Here is a 23706-nt window from a genome sequence, read left to right as displayed (position 1 = left end):
AACAAGAAGTTTACGTGATTTCCATGAGCGCCTCTTTTTCTTAGGATGAAGAAGAAATAAGTAACCAACTGGAGGCTATACAATGAGAAGAAGAGGGTTAGGTTTGTTGGCAATGACAATGATGTTGGTTCTGGTACTGAGCGCTTGTGGAGGCAAGAACAATGAGACTACAGAGGCTAGTGCTCCCGCTAGCGGAACGGCTCCGGCATCGCAATCCACAGAACCGTCAGCTTCACCCGCAGAGGTAGTAGAACTAAAGGTGACAGGGTACAAATCAGGTACAGAGCTTGGGGCGATACCCGAATTGAACGAGAAGTTTATGAAAGAAAACCCGGGCATTAAAGTGAAATATGAAGGAATGCCGGGCGGACAGTTCAAGGAATTCATCAAGACACGTTTTGCAGCGGGAGATGCTTCAGACGTCATCCTTATGCATCCAGGCCTGTCCGATGTGATCTCTTATGGCAAAGCCGGATATTTATTAGATCTTGCAGGCGAATCCTGGATTTCTAATTTCTCCGAAGCATCTTTGAAAGCGACTTCATTAGAAGGTAAAACCTATGCGATTCCGAATGATATGAACGTCATGGGCGTGTACTATAACAAAGAAATTTTTGAGAAGCTGAACTTGGCCACTCCTAAAAACTGGGATGAATTTGTTGCTGCAGCGGAAGCGATCAAGCAATCGGGCGTGTTGCCGATCGCGATCGGTAACAACGACGGTTGGATGACTTTAGCTGCGCTCTACACCGTTGCTCCGTCACTCGTCTACGGCTCGACACCTGATTTCGATACCAAATTGAATGAAGGTACAGCAACGTTCGCAGGAGCATGGGATGACACAGTTAACAAATGGTTCTCCTTAAACGATAAAGGCTACCTGACAGAGAAGAGCACGGGCGTCAACCTTGACCAAGCGCAAAAAGCTTTCGCGACTGGCAAAGCGGCAATGTACATCGACGGAAGTTGGTCTTTAGCTGGAATTAAGAAGACAAATCCAGACTTGAAATTAGGCATGTTCGCGATGCCGTCCAATGCGGCAGGGCAAGATGTCGTGGCGTCTGCTGCAGTAGGCACGACCTTTGCAATTAACAAGGATACCAAGGTAGCCGATGCGGCGAAGAAGTATTTGGAATTCTGGAGCCAAGCGGACAATCAGAAGGTATGGGCGAAGAGTCAGCAAGGCTTCATGACGATCAATGGCGAAACCGGCGATATCGACGAAGCGTTTAAGGAAATCGCCGATGTCGTGGCGAGCGGCCACAGCTACCCATTCTTGGATCAAGGATGGCGGTATGGCGGCGCTGCCACCACGGAAATGATGACTTCCGCGCAAGGCGTTTATCTCAAAGTGATCACGCCAGCGGTTATGCTCGAGAACATGGATAAAGCGTGGGCGGATGCTGCACGGATTAAGTAAGTAGTTGAAGGAACGGGGAGGGGGATTCCCCTCCCTTTCAAAATTACATCAGTGGAGGACAGTAAATGAAAAATACACTTTTAATGACCCTTAGGTGGGGGCAAAACACTAAAAAATATACATTTTCCCTACTGACATTCATTCTGATCCTATCAGGCACATTCACTCCGGCAAGAGCCAGCGGCATCCAAACGAACGGTAGCCAGGATGAAGAAACCTTCCCAATCGGCATCTTCTGGCCTCCTACTTGGGCAAATACGAACGATGAGCAATATGACTATATTAAGGAGGCTAAGATTGATTACATCCAGAACGTATCCTCGACAGACTTGAATACCGTCGAGAAAAATTTAGCGATGTTGGATTTAGCAGAAGCGAGAGGATTGAAAGTACAAGTCTCTGACGATCGCGTAAAAAATATCCTGAATCTTACCGATGAAGAGCTCGCGGCTATGGTTAATGATTACAAGGATCATCCAGCAACCTACGGATACTACGTCAAGGACGAGCCAACACCGAGTGAGCTTGAAGATTATGCAATCGCTTACAATAGGGTTCTTCAGCTTGATCCTGAGCGGATCCCCTCGTTAAATCTACTTCCAAAAACGTGGGCGATACCTAACTACAAAGGGTATGTAGAAGGGTGGATCAATGCGGTTGGAGCTTCGAACCTAAAGCTGCTTTCTTTTGATTTTTATCCATTCCCCGATTCTCCTTCCGGGGGCGTAAGTGAGGACTATTATGTCACTCTAGAGCACATCAAAGAAGCAGGTCTTAAATACAATCTCAAAACGGCTGGCTATTTGCAATCCTTCGGCATTCCTGGCGTATACAGGAGGCCGAATGAGAACGAAATGCGATATAACGTCTATTCGCTTCTGTCCTATGGGGTGAAAAACCCAATCTGGTTTACTTGGTGGACGCCGGAATCCCAGAACGAAACGTTCGTCGATGGAATTATCGACAAAGAAGGGAACAAGACGGACTTCTACGAACCGGTGAAGCAATTAAATGCAGACATGAAAAGCCTTGGACGCACGTTGATCCATTTGGATGCGAAGTATGTATATCATCAGGGTGTTGCTCAGAAGGGGACGAAGTCCGTTCCTGAGGATTTTATCTGGCTTCCTCAAAATTCTAGCGATGATTTGATTCTTACTTATTTCATTAATCCAAATAACGGGAAAAGCTATGTCATGGTAGTCAACAAATCGCTCAGCAATTCTAAAGCGCTTACATTTCAGTTGGATCCGACTCTTAACGCAGCGGATATCAAAGAAGTCTCTGCTGTATCCGGAGGCAGTGAGGTCATTCCAACGATCAATGCTAGCGAAAATACGATATCGGCTGATTTTCTCCCGGGCGAAGGCAAATTATATGCGCTTCCCGCGGGCTATACTTACACTGAAACGAAGGATCAGTCCAATGTCATTCCGAATGGCGGTTTCGAGAATGGTCTATGGCCGGACCATAAGGGAGCGACACTGGATACCGCAATACGACGCAAGGGACAAAGCGTAAAGCTTACAGCTGCGGGTGAGCAGGCTTATGTAGAGAGCTCGGTTGCAAAAATCGGCCGACAGAACAGCCATTCCTTCAACATATGGCTGAAGACCGACAACATTTCTACGGGTAATGGCGTAAAGGTTGAACTGATGCAGGTAGATGCCAATGGATTCGATGTGGGACTCTATCCGGGATCTGTTACCGTCGGCGGAACAGCAGGCTGGATGAAGTACGAGATACCGAATTTGCAGACGTCCGCATCAGGTATCAGAGTTATCGTTAAAACGCTACCAGGAGTAGAGGGGACAGTATGGGCAGATGAAGCTGTTCTTACAGACACATCAGCAATCGAGATATTAACGGATGAACTATTAAGCTTTGATCACATCTACGAGAAATCCGCTAATTTTTGGTTCGACGGGTCGAACATAACTGTCGCTGACGGCGATGAAAGCAGATTGATGAGAACGTCGGATACCGATGAGTATATCGTCTATAACAAACCATCAATTAGCAAGTTTGAGGCCAAATTATATACAGGTAATACGGACTATGTCGATTTTTATGTATCTCCGGATAATGTGACTTGGTCTCCCGTAACTGTAAAGGATGTCAATAAGAAGAATACGAGCAACGAGTGGTTTACGGTAACCAAATCATCCGATGGCATACCATCGGGCATGAATTATTTGAAGGTCGTATTCAAAGCAAACAATGAGTATAACTGGTACCCACAGTTAGGACAGATGAAGATTACTTATGGATCCGATGCTGCTGAAGGGAATAGTCTGATTGACAACAGCGGTTTCGAGAATGGCTTGTGGAACATGCAGCGCGGAGCCATTCTAGATACCAGCGTCAAACATTATGGGAACGCTAGTGCGAAACTCGAAGCGGGGCCTACCGGCAACTGGATGTCCAGCGCAATTGCCACGCCAGATCCTGCTCAAAGGCACGACTTGTCAGTCTGGTTAAAAACAGACGGCATAACGGATCCGAAAGGCGTTCGGATTGAATTGATGCAGGTTGACGCGAACGGCAATGATATCGGTCTGATTACCGAACCTAACGGACGGATAGAAATCGGAGGGACGCAGGAATGGACGCAGTTTAATCTTGAAGGAGTCCGCATTGCTGCACCTGGAGTAAGGGTCATTGTCAGAACAACTTCGGGGATCTCAGGAACAGTATGGATGGATGATGTTAATCTTACGGATATACCGGCCTACGGAACGTTAAGGGATGAACTTTCAAGCTTTGATGCCGTATTGGAGAAATCAAACAACATCTGGTTGGATAGTACAAATCCCGACATTGCGGAAGGTGACGAGAGCAGGTTGACGAGAACGGCGGATACCGATGAATATCTTGTGTATCACAAAGAGGCAATCACCAAATTTTCCGCTCAACTCTATACAGGTAGCACGGATTATGTGGATTTTTACGTATCTCCGAATAATGCAGATTGGACACAAGTCGAGGTCAACACTTCGGACAAGGTTGAAACTAACAGAGGATGGTTTAAGCTAACCAAATCCTCCGTAAGCGTTCCTCCCGGCATGAACTATTTGAAGATGGTCGTTCGAGGAAATAATGAGTTTAGCTGGTACCCGCAGATAGGAAGTATTTCTATTACGAGCGGCTATGGAGACGATGTATTGGCTCCACCGGTGAGCCTGCTGAAAAATTCGGGATTCGAAGCAGGCATATGGCCGAATCATCAGGGGGCTACTCTGGATACTGAAGTCAAGCATAGCGGCAATGCAGGTGTTAAGATCACGGCAGATGCGGATGGAAGCTTTATCGGGAGTTATGCAACCCGAGTCGATCCGCTGCAAGCATACGCTTTATCGCTATGGTTAAAGACGGATGGAATTTCGGATTTAGACGGAGTGCAAGTGGAGATTGATGAGCTTGACTATGAAGGCAATCGCATTGGGTTATATGTTCCTGATATGGGTCAATTAACGACGGGAGGAACAAAGGATTGGGAGATTTACGGTGTCCCGGTTATCGACCATTTAAATCCGGCGACAGCATCGCTGCAAGTAACGGTTCGCACGAAGGCAGGGACATCGGGTACCGTATATGTGGATGATCTGAAGTTGATACAGACCGATGACCAGTTGGTAAATCATGCGCCAACCGCAACGGCAAGTATAACGGGAACTGCGCAAGTGGGCGCGACATTAACGGGCACGCACACTTTCAGCGATCCTGATGTCGGTGATACAGAAGGGGTATCGACTTACCGTTGGCTCATTAGCAGTACACTGGCTGGAACGTATACCGCGATTCAGGGAGCGACGAGTACAGCTTATACTCCGTTTTCCGGTGACCAAGGAAAGTATATTAAGGTCGAAGTGACGCCAGTGGATAACCATGGGCTTGCGGGGAACCCTTCGATCAGTTCAGCAACAACAGCCGTAGCGGCAGCTTCCGTGGGTCCGGTCAATAATAACAATGGCAATGGCGGCGGGTCGGTTACGCCAATCCCGGAAAGTAAAGCCATCCAGAATGTAACCGAAGAGCAGTTGAAGAGTAGCCAAGGTAATGTGGTTCTTGGGTCGGGGATCACCTCCTTGTCCTTACCGATTAACGCGGCAGGAGTGCTTCAGAATGCTTTAACTATTCAATCTGGTCAAGCTTCAGTGACTATTCCTTCTGAATTGCTTAAAGCGTTGCGAGAACAAGCAAGCAAGGAATTAATGGATGCGAAGAGGATTATTGTAAAGCTTGAACGAATTCAATTATCTTCGGACACAGACAATACCGAATTAAAAGCTGGGGAGTCAGGTTACGTACTCGAATTATATGCGGAGAATGAGAGGGGTACCCAAACTCGATTGAGCTCTTTCGTCAAACCTGTGCGCGTTGTTCTTCCATATGATCCAGCGCACAACGCTGAGCTTATCGGAATCTATTATTACAATGAAACAAAACGCGACTGGGAATATGTTGGAGGCATCGTAGACTCAGCCAAAGGACTTATTTCCGTAGAGCTTAGTCATTTCAGCAAGTATGCGGTAATGGAATTTAATAAGTCCTTCACCGACTTACCTTCTGGACATTGGGCTGAGCGGGCGATCAAAGCGCTTGCTGCAAAACATGTCGTTTCGGGTGCGGATGGTGAAAGCTTTAAGCCGGACGGACTGACGACGCGAGCTGAATTTACGGCGATGCTTGTCCGCTCCTTTGGTTTGACAGTCTCAAAGGCAGGCGTTCCCTTCAAGGACATTGCTTCAAATTCATGGTATTCTGACGCCGTTCGGGCGGCTTATGAGGCAGGTATCATTCAAGGCGTAGCCGCTGATCGATTTGATCCTAACGCACAAATCACTCGTGAACAGATGGCAACGCTAATCGTTAGGGCTGCAGATTATGCGAAGCGGGAGTTAATTGTTGGCAATCCGGGCTTGAGCGGTTATCATGACAGTGATAAAGTATCGGGCTGGGCGACGAAAGCGGTTGATCAGGCAATTCAAGCAGGATTAATGAAAGGTAAGAAAGCGGGCATGTTTAGCCCCTCCGACAAGGTTACCCGCGCGGAAACGGCTCAAGCCATCTGGAATTTATTGCAATAAGGAATCATAGAACGCCAAACGCTACTGATGCATTCTTGTCAGTAGCGTTTAGTTTATTTATCGAACAATTTCGACTAAATGGGATAATCCGTTATTACTTGCTCCAATCACCAGTAAATGACTTCCATAAGACGGACAGGTTCTGAATTTAACCAACTAAATCCGTGTTTTGTATGGTTTAAGTGAACCTCTATTAGAATCTACAATATGAAAGGGGTTACAATTATATTTTATGCGAAATGGGAGGGTAATGAATGAAACAGACTAAAAAAGCTTCTCTTGCATTGTTACTTGTTTTCAGTATGCTGTTCACGATGATGCCCATAGGTAGGGTATCGGCGGCAGATGCGCAGCCGTTCAACTTGGCGCTGGGGAAGACAGTTACGGCTTCATCTAGTATTGAGGCTCCTGGTGGTTTTGGAGTTAACTATCTAGTAGACGGTGTACAATCGGGCCCTGGACCGAATGGATGGACGTCTAACCCGGCAAAAGTTCAACCTGCGGTAGGATCACCTACATGGGTTGTAATTGACCTAGGGGCAGTCTTCCCGATTCATCAAGTCGTTCTATGGCCGCGGAGTGACAACAGCGGTGGAGCTAATACTTTCGTAGGGGTAGGCTTTCCTGTTGATTTTAAGATTCAGGTTTCTTCAGATAAAGCCAGCTGGACCGATGTAGCTACGCAAACGAGCTACCCGAATCCAAGCGGTGGTTTGTCACAAAAGTTCGATTTTACTAAAACGAATGCTCGGTATGTTCGGGTTGAAGCGACGAAGCTTCATGTAGATAATCATGGTGATATCGTTATGCAGCTTAAGGAAATCGAAGTCATGCAGGCATTAAGTTTGCTGACGGATGAAGACGCTGTCATTAAAGATAAGGATGCGATTGTTCTAGGCGATACCATCGGTATCACTCGTAACTTGAAGCTTCCTTTGTTCGGAGAGGAATCGACGACCATTGCGTGGATAAGCTCAAATCCGAGTGTTCTCAGTAATCATGGTGATATTGTTCAACGGCCCGCAGTCGGTCAACCGGATGCGGCGTTAACGCTTACGGCATCCGTAAGCAAAGGGCTAGCAACAGTTGAACGTATATTCGATGTTGTAGTGAAGGCTAAGCCGCTATTAGAGCAGGAGAAGGACGAAGTCCATGTCGGTATTTTCTGGCCTCCTGTCTTAGAGTTTACGAACAACGAACAGTATAAAGTGATCAAGGAAGGCAACGTGGATTTTGTCGAGAATGTCTACGGGACCGGCCTAGACTCTGAGGAGATGAACTTAGAGGTTCTCGACTTGGCGGCGGCCAATGGTTTGAAAATCTTAATTGCCGATCCTCGGATGAAAGGAACTGATCGAGAAATTCAGGAGATGGCGCAAGCTTACATGGATCATCCAGCTAATGGGGGCTACTACCTCTGGGATGAGCCGTCCATCGGAGATTTATCTGCTCTAGCCGAGAGGCATAACAAAGTACTTGCTGCCGATCCCGATCATAGTCCTTTTGTGAATTTGTTACCCAATTGGGCCGTTCCCAATTACGATCGGGATTATGTGCGTGCGTGGATCGAAAAGGTTGGCGCGCAAAATATGAAATACTTATCCTTCGATCATTATCCGTTACAAGAGAATAACGGGTTTAGAGGAGATTATTTCAAGAATCTGGAAACAATTCGCACTGCAGGGTTGGATTACGGAATTAAAACTTCCGCATACCTGCAATCCATCGGTATTCCGGGTGCATTAAGAAGACCAGTTGCCTCAGAAATGGATTTTCTGGCCTACGCCAATCTCGCTTACGGTATTAAAAACATCGTTTGGTTTACTTACTGGACGCCATCAGGCCGTGGTGAGCCATTCACGAACGCGATTATCGACCCAGCAGGTAATAAAACGGATTTATACCCTGCATTCCAGAAGATTAACGGAAAGATCAAAATGTTAGGTCAAACCTTAGGTAAACTGGATGCTGTTCAGGTTTATCATACAGGGAATCAGTTGGCTGCGGGAGTTCCGAGCTTGCCCCAGTCTTTCCTTCTTCAGCCGCTCAATACGCAGGATAATTTAATCGTTTCACACTTGGTAAACAAGTCGAACGGCAATAGCTATGTCATGATCGTTAATAAATCATTCACGGAGTCTAAAGAATTAAGCTTTTCCTTGGATTCGACGATCAAAGTAGTAACAGAAATTTCAAGCGATACAGGGTTAGAAAATAACGCTGCATTTGATCCACAGACTGGTCTATTAAATGCGACCTTCCTACCGGGAGAAGGAAGATTATATGCTCTGAGTAACGGTGATGGTGGTTATTACGGGCCACAAACACCTGAAACTATCCCGGCAGTTGAAGCACCAACGAGCCCTTTCCTTAATATGGCTCTTAAACGTACTGTGGATGTATCCTCAGATATCGGACACTGGGGTTGGGCTAAGGATAATGCCGTTGATGGTTCTAGAACGAAAGTAAACGACAACCTCGCGGGATGGTCAAGCTACCCTGTTAAGGTGCCGGCACCAACGGAATGGATCAGTGTGGATATTGGTCGTATTCTTCCGGTTAGCAAGGTAGACTTATGGCCACGTAATGATTTGGGAACTTCCATCGGCGCTGGATTTCCGATCGATTACCGAATTCTCGTTTCGAAGGACAAGCAGAGTTGGACAGAAGTAGCCCAACGAACCAATGCTCCAATACCGAACGACGGTAAAGTACAATCCATTACTTTTGATAGCGTGGATGCACGTTATGTCAAGATTGAAGCGAGTAAGATGAGAAAAGATAGTAACAATGATTATGCATTCCAATTGTCTGAGATAGAAATCTACCTCGCTAATCCCAACACGAGCTTGCATGTTCAGGCTACTCCTGCAAGCTTAACGGTAGGTGGAATCTCTACATTGAGTGTAGGGTCATGGCAATCGAACGGAAGCCTTCTTCCGATAATAGGAGCAACGTTCACGAGCTTAAACGAAGAGATCATGACCATCGATTCTGCGGGTGTGATGACGGGTATAGCACCGGGAACGGCAACGGTGCAGGTAACGACGGCAGATGGCTCGGATACGACAACGATCCAGGTAGCGGTTGACGCCTTGCTTGCTCCATGGAAGTTGAAAACTTATGGTTCGGCTTGGAGCGTAGCAAATACGGTATACGGTCCACTTCAGGTAGAAGCAACTGGAACAGGGCTGATGAACAATGATTTCATCTATGTGAACAGGGAATTGGATTCTGCGAAAATCAATGAGTTGTCCGTAGGGGTGAACCGCTATCAAATTCCGAACGTCGCGGCAGGAACAGAAGGCCGTGTGGGACTGATGATGCGTGATTCCAACGCTGATAGCGCGACTTGGGTTAACTTGACTCTTGCTCCGGACGGTAAGCTAAGAATGGAAACTCGTGAAGGTAGCGGATCACCGATAATTGCTGTGTCTGGAGTGTATACTGCTCTGCCTACGCAATTGAAACTGGTGAAGAGCAAAGATTCATTTACAGGGTACTATTTGAAAAATGGAGTATGGACTCCGATTAATGGTACTGAAACTGCATCGACAGTATCTGTAGTGTTCTTGGAACAGGGTCTAACAGGCGGGCTTGCACACTTCTCGGGATCACCGACACGCCATTCTGCTATCCAAGCTACAATACCGCAATGGCAAACGTCCGATTATTCGACGGACGGCGGCAATGGCAACGGCAATGGCAACGGTAACGGCAATGGTAACGGCAATGGTAATGGCGAAGGTAACGGCAACGGCAATGGTAATGGTAACGGCAATGGTCAAGGTAACGGCAATGGTGAAGGTAACGGAAATGGTAACGGCAACGGCAATGGTAATGGTAATGGTGAAGGTAACGGCAATGGCAATAGCAATGGAGGTGTCAGCGGAGGCGGTGGTGCAATTGTTCCGAATCCAGAAGTTACTAGCGAGCAGAAGGTAACGGAAGAGCAATTGAAATCCGGCAACGGCATCGTCAAGCTAGAGCCGAATATGGAAAGCTTGAAGCTACCTATTAATGCGATAGAGCAATTACAAGATCGTCCACTGATCATCCAGTCTGGTCTGACCTCGGTAGAGATTCCATCATCCGTATTGAAGGAATTGAAGAAGCTATCGGGCTCTGCAGTTGGAGATCAAGGTACGATCGTGCTTAAGCTCAAGCAGAATCAGGTGACTGGAGATAGCGGCGATGCTTCTCTGAAACCGGGAACGCATGCGTACATCTTCGAAATGTACATTGAGTATGCGAACGGTAAGACGTCGAAGCTTGATTCATTCGTCGATCCGGTACGTATTATCCTTCCATATGATCGTACGCAGAACTCTGAGCTTATCGGTATTTATTATTACAATGAAACAAAACGTGTTTGGGAATATGTTGGAGGCATCGTAGACTCGGCCAAAGGACTTATTTCCGTAGAGCTTAGTCATTTCAGCAAGTATGCGGTAATGGAATTTAATAAGTCCTTCACCGACTTACCTTCTGGACATTGGGCTGAGCAGGCGATCAAAGCTCTTGCTGCAAAACATGTAGTTTCGGGTGCGGATAGCGAGAACTTTAAACCAAACGGACTGACGACTAGAGCCGAGTTTACGGCGATGCTTGTGCGCGCATTCGATATAAAAGCATCGGCGGCAACAGCTCCATTCAAGGACGTAGCTTCAAATGCATGGTATTCAGACTCTGTTAGAGCAGCTTATGAGGCAGGTTTGATTCAAGGTGTTGCTAATGAACAGTTTGCTCCCAACGCACAAATCACACGTGAGCAGATGGCAACATTAATTGTCAGAGCCTCAGAGTATATGAAGCGGGAATTAACAACAGGGAATTCGGGGCTGAGTGGTTACCAAGATCGAGATAAAGTCTCGGGCTGGGCGGTAGAAGCAGTCGACCAAGCGATTCAAGCAGGATTAATGAAGGGCAAGAAAGAGGGTTTGTTTAGCCCGTCCGACAAGGTAACTCGGTCAGAAACGGCTCAGGCGATTTGGAACTTGCTGAAATAGTTTATCATTCTTAGAAAACGCTACTGACATACTGTTGTCAGTAGCGTTTTTGTATAGTTAAATTAAATCAAAGGAAGGTTAGGTGGACGGTAATGCAAACAAGAGATAGCTTGCAATGTTTGGAAGAAACGATCGCTTATTATTTGGAGCAATTGAGGGGGATCAGTGAAGATCAGCTTATACTCAAGCCTAGTGAAGATGATTGGTCGATTGGGCAAATGGTTGTTCATTTAATTCAAGCGACACAGAATATGAGCCTTCGTAATATTGACCTTTGCAAGGAAGGTAACCCGGATACAATTGTAGCAAGCACAAAGACAGAGGCGGGAGAAGCGATGTTTCTGAATAACGGATTCCCCGATGTGAAGATCTCTGTACCCCCTTCGCCGCAATATACGCCGCAGCAACCAAACGGTAAAGAAGAGTTGTCACAAGGCCTCAATAATATCATCCAACGAATGAAAGAAATCGAGCCAGCCATAAACGGGATTCCAATGGAACGAGCGATGAATCATCCTCGTCTAGGTGCATTGAATGCCCAAGAATGGTTTGTACTGGCGGAATTCCATTTCCGTCATCATCTGAAGCAACTGCATCGGCTACAACAGTCCATAGGCGCTGGAGCCTCATGAACAAAACCGACCGCATGCTAGCGATCCTATTGGAAATCCAGCGTAAAGGCATGCAACGAGCGGAGGATTTGGCAAGCACGTTCGAGACGAGTGTGCGAACCATTTACCGCGATGTTCAAGCTCTTAGTGAGGGAGGCGTCCCGATTATTGGCACACCGGGTACTGGGTATTCCTTGATGGAAGGATACTTCCTGCCGCCGATAAGCTTTTCCGTGAAAGAGGCAGTGACATTACTCATCGGTTCAGATTTTATAGAAAAGACATTTGATCGTGACTACGGGGAATTAGCTAAATCTGCTCGTGAGAAAATCGAAGGAGTTCTGCCACTGGGTATTCGTAAGGAGGCAGAACATATTCGTGGAACGATGAAGTTGGTTAAATCTGCGGGAAAAGAAGATTATGAACGTGAAAGTATTGGCATGGATAAGCTTCGGTGTGCGATATTAGAGGGTCTTAAGGTTAGCTTCGAATATACGAGATGGAGTCCCGATAAGGATGGAAATCGTCAAAGTGACAGGACGGTTCACCCTTATGGTTTAGTGCTTGTGAAGGGTTCGTGGATACTGGTCGGGTATTGCGAGCTTCGGCAAGACATTCGCCACTTTCGCCTTACGCGGATGACTCAGGTTAGTCTTCTGGAAGAGACGTTTACGTTTCCTCCAGATTTTAATCTGTCTAAATACACCCCTGATGACGACCGTCATCTAGAGGTTCGGCTGCTAGCCAGATCGATTGTCGCGGATAGGGTGAAGGAGTCTAGAAACTTTTACATCGTATCGATGATAGATACTTCTGAAGGTTTACTTATCATACTAAGGGTGCGTGCGCCTGAAGATGTGCTTCATTGGGTACTAGGATGGGGGGCTGACGTTAAAGTGCTAGAACCGGAATCGCTACGCTTGCGAGTTCGAGAGGAAGCCGATCGAGTGAGCCAACAATATCGATAGCCACATTGTATGCTTAACCAAATGTGCTAGAATGAGCTTACCATTGGAGTATGGAGGGAAAATGCATGAAGCCATTTACGGAGCGAGTGGTCGAGATTATTAAGAACATCCCTGAAGGGTTTGTCATGACTTACGGTCAAATCGCGGAATGTGCGGGGAGCCCAAGAGGGGCCAGGCAGGTCGTGAGGATTTTGCATTCGCTTAGTGCGAAGCATAACCTGCCTTGGCATAGAGTCGTGAATATTAAGGGTGAGGTTGCGATCCAAGAAGAGGAGTCGCGTTATATGCAGAAGCTTTACTTAGAAAATGAAGGTGTCGAAATCGGGTTGGACGGCCGAATTGACCTCGATGAATACCGGTTTAATCCGCCGATCTCTGTTCAAAAAGCTTAACGATCTCGATAATGACGTTAGTCGCCTTGATCATTGTATCCACGGAGACATACTCAAATCGACCATGATAGTTCTCGCCACCCGTGAAAATATTCGGAGTCGGCAATCCCATATAGGAGAGCTGAGAACCGTCCGTACCGCCGCGGATCGGGCGTATGATCGGTTTAATGTCCAGGTTCACCATCGCTTGGTGGGCGATATCGACGATTTCCATCACGGGTTCGATTTTCTCACGCATATTGAAATATTGATCTTTAATTTCCAGTAAGATCCGTTGTTCCCCGTAAGTCTCCTGCAATTCCTCGACAATGCTGATCAATTCAGCTTTTCTCTCGTCAAACCGTTCTCGGTCGAAATCCCGAATGATGTAGTGAAGCTTTGTTTCCTCCACGTCACCCTGAATAGAAATCAGATGAAAGAACCCTTCGTAATTCTCGGTGTACTCAGGAGCTTCCTCGGCAGGTAACCTATTGTTAATTTCCATCGCGATCTTCGCAGAGTTCACCATTTTCCCCTTAGCTGTTCCGGGATGAACGATCTTACCTGTACACGTAATTCGCGCAACGGCAGCGTTGAAGCTCTCATATTGGAGCTCGCCTAGAGGCCCGCCATCCATTGTATAAGCATAACTAGCGTCAAAAGCAGCCACATCGAAGCGGTGAGGTCCTCTTCCGATTTCCTCATCAGGCGTGAAAGCCACTCGTACGCGGCCATGCTTAATCTCCGGATGCTGGATCAAGTAAGCCATCGCGGTCATAATCTCGGTCATACCCGCTTTGTCATCCGCACCAAGTAAGGTTGTGCCATCCGTCGTAATCAAGGTTTCGCCCGTGTAGTCGACCAGCTCGGGGAATTCCCGTGGAGATAGAACGATGTGCTGAGCCTCGTTCAGCACAATATCCTTACCGTCGTAGTTTTCGACGAGTTGGGGGTTAACGTCTTTGCCTGTGAAATCGGTAGCAGTATCTAAGTGGGCTAGAAAACCGATAGTAGGGACTTCTTTGTCTGTATTAGAGGGAAGAGTGGCCATGACGTAACCGTTGGCGTCGATCGTGACTTCTTCCATGCCGATCTGCTGCAACTCTTCAACGAGCATGCGTCCTAATGTTAATTGACCCTCAGTAGTCGGACAGGTCTGACTGCTCTCATTAGACTGCGTATCCACCTGAACATATTTCGTAAATCTCTTAATAATCTCGGTTTTCATGTATCACTCAGCTCCTTGATGTTATTTTACCAAAGATATGGCCGAGTATGAAATTAGAGCTTATGGTGTGCTGCTTCTTTATCTATTCGTACTGTAATGAATCACATAATCGGCGAGCAGTCGTACTCCGAATCCTGTTGCTCCCGCGGCTTCATATCCTCGGTCGGCGGGGGATTGAACTGTGTTTGCCATATCGATATGTGTCCAACGAATCGAATCGTCAACGAATCTCCGCAGGAAGAGTGCGGCCGCGTTCGCTCCACCATAGGCGCTTGAGCTAATGTTGCTTAGATCCGCGTAATCACTACGTAACAGGTCCTCATCATCGTCAATGAGCGGCATTGGCCATACCCGATCTCCATTAAGCTCGCCTAGGCTATGTAGCTTCTCTGTACAGCTACGATCCCCCCATACACCAGCTACCCGAAGACCAAGGGCATGTCCAACGCTCCCTGTTAACGTTGCGATATCAATGATCTCATCCGCACCTAGACGCTCTGCATGAAGCAGAGCGTCGGCTAGAATAAGCCGGCCTTCGGCATCGGTGTTGCTAACTTGGACGGTTAATCCATTCGCATATCGAACAGTAGAGGAGGGGAGGAGCGCCCCTGATCCTGGAACATTATCTGCGATTGCGATGAGGGCGACAACATTGGCGCGAGCTTCGTTACAGACCAGATAATCCAATGCTCCGATGACCGCACAAGCTCCGCCCATATCGAAGCGAGCCTCACTAAGATCTCGTCCCGTCTTCATGTTCATGCCGCCCATATCAAATGTCATCCCTTTGCCAACTAAGGCGAGCAGTGGTAAAGAGGGATCTGTCACATATGTAAGTTCTACGAGTGCCGGTTGGTGGCGACTGCCTTGTCCAACAGCGAGAAGACCATTCATTCCAAAGTGCACAAGCTCTTCACCTTGAAAAACCCTTGTCTCGACATTTCGCTCAGCGAACAATTGTTGTACTTGCTCGACCAAATGTGAAGGGGTCATCACATTGGCTGGTTCGTTGCACCAATCTCTTGCGAGCATAGTGCTTTCCGCACGACTTACTGACCGCGCAATCAACGGGTTAAACGATTGAGGATCGTTGCTCTCGCTAATGAGAAGTAATTTATCGATGACCTGTTCCCGTGGATGCTGCTTGTATTTATCAAAGGTATAACCCCCGAGGAGCCAGCCTTCCACCCATGCTTCGACAAGCGATTCAGGTGTTACCCTCTCCACATTTGTAGAGAGATTTAGATGAACAGCAGCAGAGCGGTAGCCTTCCCGACTGATCGCGCGGGCTGCACAACCAGCGGCTCGGCGTAGCTGTTCGACATCGAGCTTAGCTAGAGTGCCAAGACCGACAAGCGCACGATGCTGTTCACCTCGTACGCCATACAAGAATGTGATTTTTCCTATAGAAGTCATTGCGGGTTTAAGCTCGAAGTCGAGCTTAGACAGTGTATCCTCTCCATCCATAACGAGGTGGAGAATGATCTCAGCATTATCCACGGCCACGGTATCACTATCGCGTCCAGTTATTGTTATGTTCATGTATTTCTCATCTCGCTATCTGTTCAGGATAATCCAAATTCGCTAACTCATAGATCGCTCTTGCATATAGCGCGGTTGCCTTCATTAGGCTGTCGATAGCAATGAATTCATCCGCCTGATGAGCAGTGTCTAATTCGCCAGGGAATAACGGTCCGAATGCGACGCAGCCCGCCAGCTTGCAGGCATAAGTACCGCCGCCGGTCGAGAGAAGTGTTGCTTCTTGTCCGGTTTGCTCTGTGTAAATCGCTTGAAGTGTCGTAATCATCGGATGATCTGCTGGGACCTGATGGGAAGGCTTTAACGTCGGGGGTGTTAACCCAAAGCCATATCCCCCAATTCGTGACTCCATTGTCGAGACGATGATTTCTCCGTTCGTACAAGCCGGAAAGCGAATGTTCAAATGGAAGAAGGCTTCTCCGTTAAGCGGTTCATATCGGAGTAATCCGACATTAACGGTTAGTGGCCCCATTACCTCATCGCTGCATGCGATTCCGAGTGCTTCCCCTGATGTGTCCCCGGCTAGTAACTCAACCGCTCCTTTAATAAAATGCTCATCGTTGCCGGTAAAAGAATGCTCATATAGAAATTCCATCAAACGTAGACCCGCGTTATTGCCCGTTTCCGGAGCCATTCCGTGAGTGGATTTGCCTTCCATGCGGAGTATAGCAGTGTCAGCATTCTGCTCATTCGAGTCGAATACGATCTCGCCTACAAGCCCCTTATTAGCACAATAAGACTTGAAGGAGGTGCTTAAGGTCTCTAATCGAGGAGCAGTCGCATGAATTACGGCTTCCGCTAAATCTGGAACCATATTCTCAGCGGTTCCGGATTGGAAGGATTGCAGCTTAAAGAAATCTTGGTTAGGGTCAACGAGTTGATCGCCATCTCCCAAGCGCTGCAAATTCAAAGTCATCCGGGAGTTAACTTGTCCCTTCTCGGCATGGACGATTGGAAAGTCTGCATCCGGAGTGAACCCGGCTAAGGGTGGATGCTCATGACGGTTGTAAGCCTCCATGCAATTCATTCCGGTTTCCTCATCGGTTCCAACGATGAGCCGGACACGGTGGCGGAGCGGCAATCCAAGCTCCTTCACAATGAGAAGTCCATATAATGCGGCAATAGCCGGACCTTTGTCGTCAATCGTACCACGCGCATAGAGCTTGCCATCGCGAATCGTTGGCTCGAAGGGAGGAGAGGTCCATTCACCGCTGGCGGGGACGACATCCACGTGGCACAGAACGGCAATGTAGTCGTCCTGCAATTCTTCCGCCGTTTCCGGCGCTACTTCTGTCTTCTCCTCATATTCAGTGCTCTTATATTCTGCATAACCGACGATTCCATCAATAGTGGCGGTATGCAACCCTTCACGCTTGGCCAAATCCAGCATATAAGCCAGAGCACGAGCAGATTCAACGCCAAGGGGCATACCAGGCGCTATTGTTGCTACATCCTTAACGCTTGGAATAGCAAGGAGCGACGACAAATCGCGCATAAGCGCGTCTTGCCGTCGCGTGACTTCGGAGCTCCAATCGATGTCTTTCATATTTCCCACTCCTAACGTAGTGTGAATACGCTGCGATTTTCTCCGATGACTAGACCGTTATCATTCCGTATCTCAGGAGAGCCGATCTTATACATACGTGCGATCGTATCCTTGTTGGGATAACCGATTTGCTCAAGAATTGAAGCAACGGCGATTGGCCACTCGTCCTCGGAGCCATCAACGACTTTCAAAGCGAATGCCAAACGCTCTTTCTTCAGAGCGAAGCAGTAAATCCCTTTAGCCCCACCTTTGGCGACAATATTGTCATCCATTAGAAGATTAGGACAAATGAGATAGTCTGCAGAGATCATTTTCGGATACGTATTCATGAGAGCCGTCACCTTCTCGACGGCTTGCTTTAGCTGTTTGTCTTCAATCAGATCAGGGCATGCCAGCTTCAGGAATGCTAATGCCATGTTCTTGAGTGGCATACCGAATACGGGGAAGCCGCAGCCATCCGTGCCTATTCTAATCTCCTCAACGGGACATTCCGATAACTCAGCCGCGATTTGGGCAATCCGTTTCTGTGCAGGATGATCTGCTGAATAGTAATCGTCCAAAGAATGTCCCATTCCAATACAATAGGCGAGTACACCGAGGTGCTTGCCTGAGCAATTGTGGTAAATTCGCCGTTGCGGCTTGTGTTCAGCGACTAGCACATCACGGGCCTCTGCATCTAATGGATAGGTAGGCTTGCAGACGAGCGATTGCTCGTCCAAGCCCAGTTTACTTAACATGCTCTCCAAGGCTTCAACATGATAGGGAAGAGCACGATGTGATGCCATCATAATCGCTTTTTCCTCGGAGGTAAAGCCAAGCTTCTCGTCAAATCCCTCTAGGAAGAAAGGGATGGCTTGAATCGGCTTAGCCGCGGAACGCATGAACGTAATCCATTCCGGATTACCGTACTGATAAGCGGTATCTCCGGAGTCATTTACTCCACATACATGACCATAATGCACATTTTCCAAATGACCGCCACGATACTCTAAAACAAGGGGCTCCGCGCCATTCGTAAGTCCAATATCCGTTAGGTCTTTTTTATTATCTGCCATCATTATAGTAGCTCCAGCTCGATTACCGTGTCTCTTTCATCCGGTAGCTTTGCACCCTTCAAGGTAATGAATGCGCCGCTATCGATATCCGAGTATTCCTCCGCCATCCAAGGCAACTCAACCTTTAGCTCAGTACCGTCTTTCAGTAGACGAGCTTTCTTGATTTTACCTTTCAAGCCTGCAAAATAGATGGGTCCGACTCCACGGTCGAATACATGAGCATAGAGCTTCTTGCCCTTCTGAGTATAGCGTCCCCATTCCGGCTTCGCCAATTCGGATGCGCCACAGCCGTAAATACTGTCGCCGTTCAGACGTAGCCATTCGCCAACCTCTGCCAATACGTCAAGGGAGTCGCGGGTCATTTCGCCTTTGCCATCTGGACCTACGTTAAGCAGCAAATTTCCATTCTTGCTTACGCATTCGACCAAAGTACGGATGACTTGCTGCGGAGATTTGTAGGCATTGTCGCCAGAATGATATCCCCAGTTATCGTTTAAGGTAATACAAGCTTCCCATGGAATAGAAACGCCATTGGCGTCCACGATTCCACCTGGTGGGATAATCTGCTCAGGGGAGAAGAAGTCACCCGCGTATTCCTCTGGTTCTGCTGCGCGAATATTTCCGCCAAGTCGATTATCAATAATAATATCCGGCTGAATGGAGCGAATCATACGGATGAGCTCTGTCGCTTTCCACTTCTCTCCGGTCATCTTGTCGTAGGAGAAATCAAACCACATAATATCGATCTTGCCATAGTTCGTAAGCAGCTCGCGAACTTGTCCGTGCATATATTCCAAGTAGCGATCGAAGTCGATCGGTTTATCCTTAGCCGACTCAAGATCGCGTTCGGGATGAATTCGGTCACCATATCCCGGATAGTCGTCGTGATTCCAGTCGATGATCGAATAGTAGAGGCCGACGGATATGCCTTCCTCGCGGAAAGCATCAACATATTCCCGAATAAGATCGCGTCCGGCTGGTGTGTTCGTTGCCTTGAAATCTGTAAGCTTGGTATCGAACAAACAGAATCCGTCATGGTGCTTCGTCGTCAGGACAGCATACTTCTGTCCGGCTGCCTTAGCCGCTCGTGCCCAAGCCTTAGGATCATATCTAGATGCATCGAATTCGTCGAAATAGACTTTGTATTGCTCGTAAGTCATTTTTTCGTTACCCCGCATCCATTCCCCTCTAGCGGATATCGAATATAAGCCCCAATGAATGAACATGCCGTACCGATTTTGTAAAAATAAACGTGTTCTCTCTTCTCTAGTACTCATATTTAGTAGCCTCCAATGTGTAGGTATCCTAGATGAATGGAAAGGACCCGTTCCAAGAACGTAACGGGTCCTCCATAACTTAATTATTTGTTTTGCGCGTCATAAGCGACTTGATATACATTGATCAGTTGCTTAATGTTCATGCTTTCAAGCGTCTTAACATAGGTATCCCATTCTTTATCGATATTCGCATCGCCGATAACGAAGCGCGCAAGCATTTCGTCAACGTAATCGTTAATCGTCTTAGAAAGATCAGCTACCTCAGTCGCTTGCTCGTTCGTCATGAACAATGGGGGAACGGTTTGAATGTTTGCTGCTTTGTATGGCAAGTAATTGTTTTTCGTTTCGTTGTACAAGATCACTTCGAGATCGTCATCGCCTTTACTAACTGCACTTAGACGGAAATCGTGAGAACGAAGTGAAGGACCTGTTTGTGCCCAGTTCACGTTCTGTATTTCTCCGAAGGATTTGAGCTCGGACCATTTCGCAGGTTCACCGTTAATACCGATTTCACCTTCAGTAGCCTCACGCCATTCTTCGCCTGGACGTCCATAGTTACTGCGCAAGGTGTGCTCATACTCGTACAATCCATCTGCCCAACGAAGTGCGATTTCAGGGTTTTTTGCTTTATTAGTAATAAGGAACGAGCCAGTCGTCAATGGAGTTGCGTCAGCCGGTGCATATTGAATACCTGCAGGCCCTTTCAATACAGGAACGGTCTTATACTCATTCCAACGTCCGCTTTCTCCAAGCAATTGTGTGAATACCCCTTGGTGTCCACCAGTGGAAGCGCCAAGAATAACAGTTTCAGGATTTTCGCCAAGCTGCATGAGTTGGTTGTCGTCCTGTGTAAAGGATTCTGGAGCAAGAAGGCCTTCGGAGTAAAGCTTGTTCATAAACTTCAAGCCTTCTTTCCATTCTGGCTTGTTGAAGGAAACATCCATCTTGCCATCCTGGACGAACAGATGCTTGGTTGTACCGTACATAGGGTTATATACGAATGAGTTCATTAGGAATGCATCGATGGAGGATCTCCACGATTTTGGTGAGATAGACAATGGGATTTCGTCAGCTTTACCGTTGCCGTTAGGATCTTGTGTCTTGAAGGCTTTCAGTACATTGTAAAATTCATCAGTTGTTGTCGGCATTTGCAGATTCAGCTTTTGTAGCCAAGGCTCGTAAATCCACATCTTCTGGCTATACACACAGTGGTAGCACTCATTAACCTCTGGCAAGGAGTAAATGTTACCGCCTGGTGCAGTAATCGCATTTTTAATTTCTGGTCTGTCTGAGAACAGCTTCTTCGTTTGCGTTCCTTGTTTCTCGATTAGATCGTTCAAAGGTAAGAAAACACCCTCAGTGCCGTAAATCATTTCTTGAGCAGGGGAGACGTTCATTCCGAGAAGCACGTCCGGATAATCTCCACTAGCTAGAACAAGGTTGAGCTTTTCTTGCATGCTTTGCTCAGGAACGACTTCCCATTCGATATGGACGTTTGTTTTTTCTTCATACCATTTTGTAAATTCATTGGTCGCAAGATCTTCGACGATCGGATTACCGCGGACCATGACTTTAAGCGTAACTTTTTCCTTCGTGATCGGGTAGGTTCCTGGCTCTGTTAGCAAGCTCTCGGCTGCGTTTCCCGCAGCAGCGCTGGAAGAAGCATTATTATCTTTGTTAGAGCTAGAGCAAGCAGATAGAACTGTCGAAAGCATAATTACAGACGCTAGGGTAAGCAATGACTTTTTCATATAGACCCTCCAGTAGTGTTTGCAAAGTGATTTAGCCTTTAATAGATCCAACCATGACGCCTTTTACAAAAAACTTCTGAACAAACGGGTAAATAATAAGCAAAGGTACAGAAGATACGACGATGAGAGAGTATTTCAACAGCTCGCGAAGTCCTTGGCGGGCAGCAGCTGTCTTCAAGTCGCCTAACATATCCACTTTGACTTCATTCTGGACGAGAATATCTCTGAGAATGAGCTGTAATGGATATAATTGTGGATCCTTCAAATAAATCATGGCGTTAAAATATTGGTTCCAGTGTCCAACTGCGTAGAACAGTGCAATAACCGCCACAATCGGTCCCGACAACGGGATAACGATCTTTAATAGAAAGCGGAAATCGTTGCAGCCATCTAGCTGTGATGCCTCTAGGAGCTCATCAGGAATAGTCGTCTGGAAATAAGTTCGCATAATAATGACATTCCATACGGATAAGGCAGTTGGAATCAACATCGCCCAGATGGTGTTAATCATATGAAGGTCCTTGATGACGAGGTAAGTCGGTATGAGGCCCCCACTGAACATCATCGTGAATACGAATAGCAGCATGAACGTATTACGCCCCCGGAAGTCTTTGCGAGACATTGGATACGCGGCTAATATGGTCATGATGACATTGATTATTGTCCCGGCTATCGTATAGATGAACGTATTCTGGAACCCAGTAACTATATTTTTGTTCTTAAATACGGCCTTGTAGCCATCTAGTGAAGGATCAACGGGCCACAGCCACACCTTGCCAGATAGTACGGCATAGCTAGAACTGAAGGAAGCGCTGACGACATAGATGAGTGGATACAGAACAACGATAAGAATAATGGATAGCATTACGTAGTTTACGATGGTGAATGCGCGATCGCTGCCCGACTCTCGAATGATGGATCGTTTCATTTTTTTTGTCCCTCCTACCATAGGCTCTCCTGCCCGACCTTCTTAGCGGTCTGGTTAACGACGATGAGCAGAATAAATCCGATGGCGGCTTTGAACAGTCCAATGGCGGTCGCATAAGAAAAGTTAAGCGCCTGGGAAACAAGCCCAACCTTATAGACATAGGTGTCGATAACCTCGGATGCCCGTAGGTTCAGCGGGTTCTGCATAATAAGGATTTTCTCGAATCCGGTTTCCATAATTTGTCCTGTGTTGAGGATCAATAGAATAATGGCAATCGGCATAATACCAGGAATATCGATATGGCGCATGCGCTGTAGCTTGTTCGCACCATCCATAACAGCTGCCTCATGAAGCGATGGATCGATACCCGCAAGGGCTGCTAAATAGATGATGCAGGCAAAACCGACATTCTGCCATACATGGGACCAGACGTAGATCGATTGAAACATCGATGCTTCTCCCATGAAGTTGATAGCATCTACGCCGAACCAACCAAGGATGACATTGACAATACCTTTCCGAGGGTCAAGAAACTGGAATAGTAACCCTACGACTACGACCAATGAGATGAAATATGGCGCGTAGGTAACCATCTGCACCGTTTTTTTGAAACGCTCGTTCTTAACGTAATTCAATCCTAATGCCAGCATGATTGGAAATGGAAAACTGGCTACTAGCGTATAGATGCTAATAGATAGTGTGTTTTTCAACAAACGCCAGAAATCATAGGAATGAAAGAAGCGCTCAAAATGTGCGAATCCTACCCACGGGCTTCCTAATATGCCTTTTGTAGCAGTGAATTGCTTGAATGCGATAACGCTACCGAACATCGGCACGTACTTAAAGATGATGATATAGAGCAGCGGTAAAGCAAACAGAGCGTACAATTGCCAACCTTTCCTAACATCGATCA

The 23706-nt window shown here is 47.1% G+C and carries 14 protein-coding genes; 6 read left to right on the top strand and 8 right to left on the bottom strand.

Annotation, left to right across the window (positions count from 1 at the left end):
* Positions 1-82: 82 nt before the first annotated feature.
* The 6 genes from M1K58_RS13105 to M1K58_RS13080 all read left to right on the top strand — a co-directional run bounded on the left by M1K58_RS13105 (position 83) and on the right by M1K58_RS13080 (position 13490).
* Complete coding sequence (locus M1K58_RS13105) at positions 83-1420, top strand: ABC transporter substrate-binding protein (protein WP_256759306.1); 1338 nt, start codon at positions 83-85, stop codon at positions 1418-1420.
* Between the two features lie 65 nt (positions 1421-1485).
* The gene (locus tag M1K58_RS13100; protein WP_256759305.1) at positions 1486-6510 is read left to right on the top strand and encodes an S-layer homology domain-containing protein; all 5025 of its coding nucleotides are present in this window, start codon (positions 1486-1488) and stop codon (positions 6508-6510) included.
* 254 nt (positions 6511-6764) lie between these two features.
* A complete protein-coding gene (locus tag M1K58_RS13095; protein WP_256759304.1) occupies positions 6765-11519 on the top strand; it encodes an S-layer homology domain-containing protein in 4755 nt (1584 codons plus the stop codon).
* 92 nt (positions 11520-11611) lie between these two features.
* Positions 11612-12151, top strand: a complete 540-nt coding sequence (locus M1K58_RS13090; protein WP_256759303.1) for a DinB family protein — start codon at positions 11612-11614, stop codon at positions 12149-12151.
* Positions 12148-13098 (top strand): helix-turn-helix transcriptional regulator, encoded by a 951-nt coding sequence (locus M1K58_RS13085; RefSeq protein ID WP_256759302.1) that lies wholly within the window; start codon positions 12148-12150, stop codon positions 13096-13098. The genes M1K58_RS13090 and M1K58_RS13085 overlap by 4 nt, the downstream gene beginning before the upstream one ends.
* Before the next feature lie 65 nt (positions 13099-13163).
* Entirely contained in the window at positions 13164-13490 is a 327-nt protein-coding gene (locus M1K58_RS13080; protein ID WP_256759301.1) for an MGMT family protein, read from the top strand.
* On the opposite strand, the gene pepT is transcribed toward M1K58_RS13080, so the two are convergent.
* The 8 genes from pepT to M1K58_RS13040 form a co-directional block, all read right to left on the bottom strand.
* Positions 13459-14697: a peptidase T gene (gene pepT, locus M1K58_RS13075; RefSeq protein ID WP_256759300.1), complete on the bottom strand. Its 1239-nt coding sequence runs from the start codon at positions 14695-14697 to the stop codon at positions 13459-13461. The two genes, M1K58_RS13080 and pepT, sit on opposite strands and share 32 nt — an antisense overlap.
* Positions 14698-14775: 78 nt before the next feature.
* Complete coding sequence (locus tag M1K58_RS13070) at positions 14776-16239, bottom strand: leucyl aminopeptidase family protein (protein ID WP_256759299.1); 1464 nt, start codon at positions 16237-16239, stop codon at positions 14776-14778.
* 7 nt (positions 16240-16246) lie between these two features.
* Positions 16247-17782, bottom strand: coding sequence for a dipeptidase PepV (gene pepV / locus M1K58_RS13065; protein ID WP_256759298.1), 1536 nt, complete (start codon positions 17780-17782; stop codon positions 16247-16249).
* Between the two features lie 11 nt (positions 17783-17793).
* Positions 17794-18840, bottom strand: a complete 1047-nt coding sequence (locus M1K58_RS13060; protein ID WP_256759297.1) for an asparaginase — start codon at positions 18838-18840, stop codon at positions 17794-17796.
* Positions 18840-20114: an alpha-L-fucosidase gene (locus M1K58_RS13055; protein ID WP_256759296.1), complete on the bottom strand. Its 1275-nt coding sequence runs from the start codon at positions 20112-20114 to the stop codon at positions 18840-18842. The genes M1K58_RS13060 and M1K58_RS13055 overlap by 1 nt, the downstream gene beginning before the upstream one ends.
* An 83-nt stretch (positions 20115-20197) precedes the next feature.
* On the bottom strand, positions 20198-21865 hold the full coding sequence (locus M1K58_RS13050; protein WP_256759295.1) for an ABC transporter substrate-binding protein: 1668 nt from the start codon (positions 21863-21865) through the stop codon (positions 20198-20200).
* 31 nt (positions 21866-21896) lie between these two features.
* Positions 21897-22793 (bottom strand): carbohydrate ABC transporter permease, encoded by an 897-nt coding sequence (locus tag M1K58_RS13045; RefSeq protein ID WP_256759294.1) that lies wholly within the window; start codon positions 22791-22793, stop codon positions 21897-21899.
* 14 nt (positions 22794-22807) lie between these two features.
* On the bottom strand, positions 22808-23680 hold the full coding sequence (locus M1K58_RS13040; RefSeq protein WP_256759293.1) for an ABC transporter permease: 873 nt from the start codon (positions 23678-23680) through the stop codon (positions 22808-22810).
* Positions 23681-23706 lie beyond the last annotated feature (26 nt).

Source organism: Cohnella sp. WQ 127256 (assembly GCF_024519285.1).
In the GTDB taxonomy this organism is placed as follows: Bacteria; Bacillota; Bacilli; order Paenibacillales; family Paenibacillaceae; genus Cohnella.
This window is presented reverse-complemented; position numbering and strand designations above follow the sequence as displayed.